At 45.3% G+C, this 501-nt stretch carries 1 protein-coding gene; it reads right to left on the bottom strand.

Going from position 1 to position 501, the window contains the following annotated elements; genetic code table 11:
* Positions 1–501 (bottom strand): HAMP domain-containing protein (locus tag AB4653_RS26605; protein WP_372105726.1); only part of this gene is annotated, 501 nt, incomplete at both ends.

Here is a 501-nt window from a genome sequence, read left to right as displayed (position 1 = left end):
CAGTTGATTGAAGTATTCGCCTAGCTTACCGAGTTCGTCTTTGCCATTCTCCGTCGCACGAATAGACACGTCGTTCGAGTCGACAATATTACGGATCACAGTAAGTAGAGATTCAATCTTACCGATGATTGAACGTACGATTAACCAGCTGAATAGAATGATCGCCACTAACAGTGTGACGCAAAGGGTGTTGTTGATCAGCGATAGTTTATCCATCTCTTGCTGTGCCTGTTGATCTAACACGGCCGAGAATTCTTTGAATTGAGTCTCGATAACGTGCGAACCTGTTCGCGCTTGCCCTAGTAACCCTTCGTTATGTTTTAACCCTATCACTCGTTTCTGATCTACGACTTGACGAGCTGCTTCTATCAAAGCAGCTGAGCCACCCGCATTAGAAGTAATAGACAGAACACTTGGGGCGAACTCACCCTTCTCGATCAGATCATTGAAGAGATACAGCTCAATTTTTTGTTCAGCACTCGCGGTGGCACTGATGTTATC

This window comes from Vibrio sp. 10N.222.48.A3 (assembly GCF_041475345.1).
GTDB classification, from domain to species: domain Bacteria; phylum Pseudomonadota; class Gammaproteobacteria; order Enterobacterales; family Vibrionaceae; genus Vibrio; species Vibrio tasmaniensis_A.
This window is presented reverse-complemented; position numbering and strand designations above follow the sequence as displayed.